Source organism: Wolbachia endosymbiont of Madathamugadia hiepei, from assembly GCF_013366855.1.
GTDB lineage: Bacteria > Pseudomonadota > Alphaproteobacteria > Rickettsiales > Anaplasmataceae > Wolbachia.
The window spans coordinates 1-3,316 of record NZ_WQMP01000115.1 but is presented as its reverse complement, the minus strand read 5'-3'; the positions used below and the strand labels follow the sequence as shown (position 1 = coordinate 3,316).

Here is a 3,316-nt window from a genome sequence, read left to right as displayed (position 1 = left end):
ATGCGCTTGTTAAAGCGTTTAGGACAATAAAAAACGCCAATTTAAAAGATAGATAGCGAATAACTAGCTAGCGGGGTTTCTTTTGCCTTTTGTCTGTTTAGTAAATTTCTTAACGTTTAAAATTAGATCAGTTGCGGTTTAAAAGCAGCTAGATTAGACGTTAAGAATAAAAAAACGCCAATTTATAAAGTTAATATAAATAATTAGCCACCAACGGGGTTTCTTTTGCCTTTTTTTCTTACTTGGTAAATTTTTTTTAATATTTATGGCTAGTTGCAATCTATGAACGAACATTTGTTTTTACAACAAGTGGTGTCATTCCAGCGCGTGACCTGGAATCCAGGAACTTTATTAGGCTAGTGAGCATAAAAATTACGTTAAAGCGCACCATTTTTATGGAAAACTGGGATGACACCTGCAAATTACCTGCTAATTGCAATGTTCGTATAGTTGTAGGGTAAGACCAGAAAGCTTATTCAAAATCAATGAAAACGTCCTCTTTTAAAGTTATGGTTATACTCTCATAGCGTTTTATGGTAGAAAATAAACTGAAGAGTGTTTTACAAAATGATATTACGTAATTTACTGTTTTTGCTACCACCTGAAATTGCTCATTCCTTGGCAATCACAATGTTAAAAAAGATGCCTTGTAGAAAACCTATAGAACTACCAGAATCTTTAAACGTAAACTTCTTTGGTAATAAACTTAGGAGCCCTGTGGGTCTTGCTGCAGGTTTTGACAAGAATGCAGAAGTTATAAGGTCCATGCTCTCACTTAGTTTTGGATTTATCGAGGCTGGTACTGTAACTAAACACCCTCAATACGGACACAAAAAACCGAGAATTTTTCGGTTAATTGAAGACGAAGGAATAATCAATAGATTGGGATTCAATAATAAAGGAATAGACTATTTCCTTAAACGAATAAATGAAACCAAGCTTGATGATTGCGTTTTCGGCATCAATATAGGGAAAAATAGCACTTCGAAGGACCAAATCAGTGACTATGTTGACTTAATAAAGATGGTATATGGGAAAAGTAGTTATATAGTGCTGAATATCTCATCTCCAAATACGCCAAATTTACGCAACCTGCACAATAAGCAGGAATTATTGGAATTGTTGAAGTCCATAACTCTAACCCGGAAATCAATCGATAACTCTGGATCCATACCAATAATATTAAAAATTTCTCCAGATATAAATCAGCAAACAAAAGAAAATATTGCTGAGCTTGCACTAGAATACAAAATTGACGGCTTGGTAGTAAGCAATACTACGGTTAGTCGAGATAATCTGCATTCTCATCACAATGAGATTGGCGGGTTGAGCGGTAGACCACTGTTTAAACTTTCAACTGAGTTATTGAGTGACATTTATAAACTCACTAAGGGCAAGACATTATTAATAGGATGCGGGGGAATCTCAAGCGGTGCTGATGCATATAAAAAAATAAAGGCAGGAGCCTCTCTAGTACAACTGTACACTGCCCTCATATACCAAGGACCTCAAGTTGTGAATAAAATCAACCTAGAGCTTGCAGAGCTGATCAAAAGAGATGGTCTGAGTAACATCAGTGAGGCAGTGGGTTGTGACTGCAAATCTTAGCGACTTATTTTGATGGAGTAAAACTAATTTTCTGATATAAAGATACAGCAGGAAGTACTTTCTTTTAATACAACAAGTATGGAAAACTTGAACAATGCAATATCTAAAATCATCAACTATAGGTTCAAAAATGATGCGATATTAGAGGAAGCACTGACCCATCCAAGCTTAAATAAAAGGAACAGTAAAAATCAAACTGAAAATTACGAAAGGTTAGAGTTTTTGGGTGATAGCATTTTGAATATGATTGTGTCTGCTATACTGTTTAAACTATTTCCTGAGGAAAGAGAAGGCGCGTTGGCGAAAAGAAAAACGGACTTAGTTTGTGGCAGCACAATTGCCAATGTCGCTAAAGAAATAGAGTTGGGCGATTTTATCATCATGAATAATAGCGAACGCTACAATGGAGGAAAATGTAACTTAAAAAATTTAGAAAACGCACTTGAAGCACTAATAGGTGCGATTTATATTGACGGCGGATTTAAAAATGTTGAAAGATTTGTTACCCAACATTGGGAGAAACTGGCTAAGGATATACTAGTCCCTCCTCAGGATCCTAAAACCTCGCTACAAGAATGGACTCAGAAAAATAAATTACCTCTACCAGAGTATGAGCTTGCAAAACAGACTGGGCCAGCACACAATCCTGAGTTTACCATATCAATTCGCATAGAAAACTATGGTGAAGTTTCTGCATGCGCTTCTAGTAAAAAGGTTGCTGAACAAAAGGCTGCCGAGTTAATGCTAGAAAAAATTAACAATAGTGAAAAAAGCAATTCAACTTAATTCAAGTTTTAAGAAATAAAAGCATCGTATCCATTCAGGCAATGGCGTTAACTTAAGGAAAAATGTCAGCGATTGTGTATAGAATTTCTCTCTACAATTTCTACCATTAAATTACCCAAAAGCTACAAGAAATAGCACTTTTGTTTCTATTTTATTTCAACAAAGAAGTTTACAAGGAGGCTCTTAAGTTGACGCCATTGTAAGTACGCCTACACAAACTAAGAGTACTTATCCACAGTTACGCTAATTTATAAAAGATGTGATCTTAATTTGAATTGTTTTGTTATTTTTTATCTTTTTAGTCAAGTAACTTGTTGACAATAAAGACAGTATCTGGGATTTAGGATATTACTTTAGTAATAAATATTCAAGAAATTTACCAAGTGGAGAAAAGAAGCAAAAGAAGCCCTGGTCAATATCTGTTCAAAAATATTGGCATCTTTTTAGCCTTAAACGCTGCAATTTAGCTGCTTTTAAACTACAACTAACCTTGACTTAAGCGTTAAGAAATTTACTAAGCAGAAAAAAAGACAAAAGAAATCCCGTGGTAGAAGTTGCTCACTCTCTAATCCTGCAAATTGGCGTACTATACTGTCTTGAACGACTTATAAACACTAACTATGGATTAGCCGAAAAGAAAGAGCTGGAAATAGAGGGCCTTTTGGGTTGCATGGAATATGAAATAAGCGTAGAAAAAATGTGAACTAAAAAGTTAATAGGAGATCTATGGCAAGTATGTTCAATTTCTAATCTGTTTTTCAGGTAACCAAAAACCGTTTCAATGATGGGTCTTTTCCTCAGAACAATCTTCTCATTTAGCGAGATTAATGCGTTTTTTATACCTTTTTTTATCTTGGTAACAAGCTTTAAATTTCTATCAAGTAATTGTAGAAATAAATCTTTTTGGATGTAACCTTTATCC

General features: G+C 34.7%; 3 protein-coding genes. 2 read left to right on the top strand and 1 reads right to left on the bottom strand.

What is annotated here, in order from left to right; all coding sequences use genetic code 11:
* The first annotated feature begins 567 nt into the window (after window positions 1-567).
* Both GO685_RS04280 and rnc read left to right on the top strand, forming a co-directional pair.
* Window positions 568-1,608, top strand: coding sequence for a quinone-dependent dihydroorotate dehydrogenase (locus GO685_RS04280; protein WP_175937717.1), 1,041 nt, complete (start codon window positions 568-570; stop codon window positions 1,606-1,608).
* Window positions 1,609-1,686: 78 nt separating this feature from the next.
* The gene (rnc, locus tag GO685_RS04275) at window positions 1,687-2,394 is read left to right on the top strand and encodes a ribonuclease III (RefSeq protein WP_175937716.1); all 708 of its coding nucleotides are present in this window, start codon (window positions 1,687-1,689) and stop codon (window positions 2,392-2,394) included.
* Between the two features lie 618 nt (window positions 2,395-3,012).
* On the opposite strand, the gene GO685_RS04270 is transcribed toward rnc, so the two are convergent.
* The coding region (locus tag GO685_RS04270) for a transposase (protein ID WP_175937715.1) at window positions 3,013-3,316 on the bottom strand (304 nt) is incomplete at its 5' end.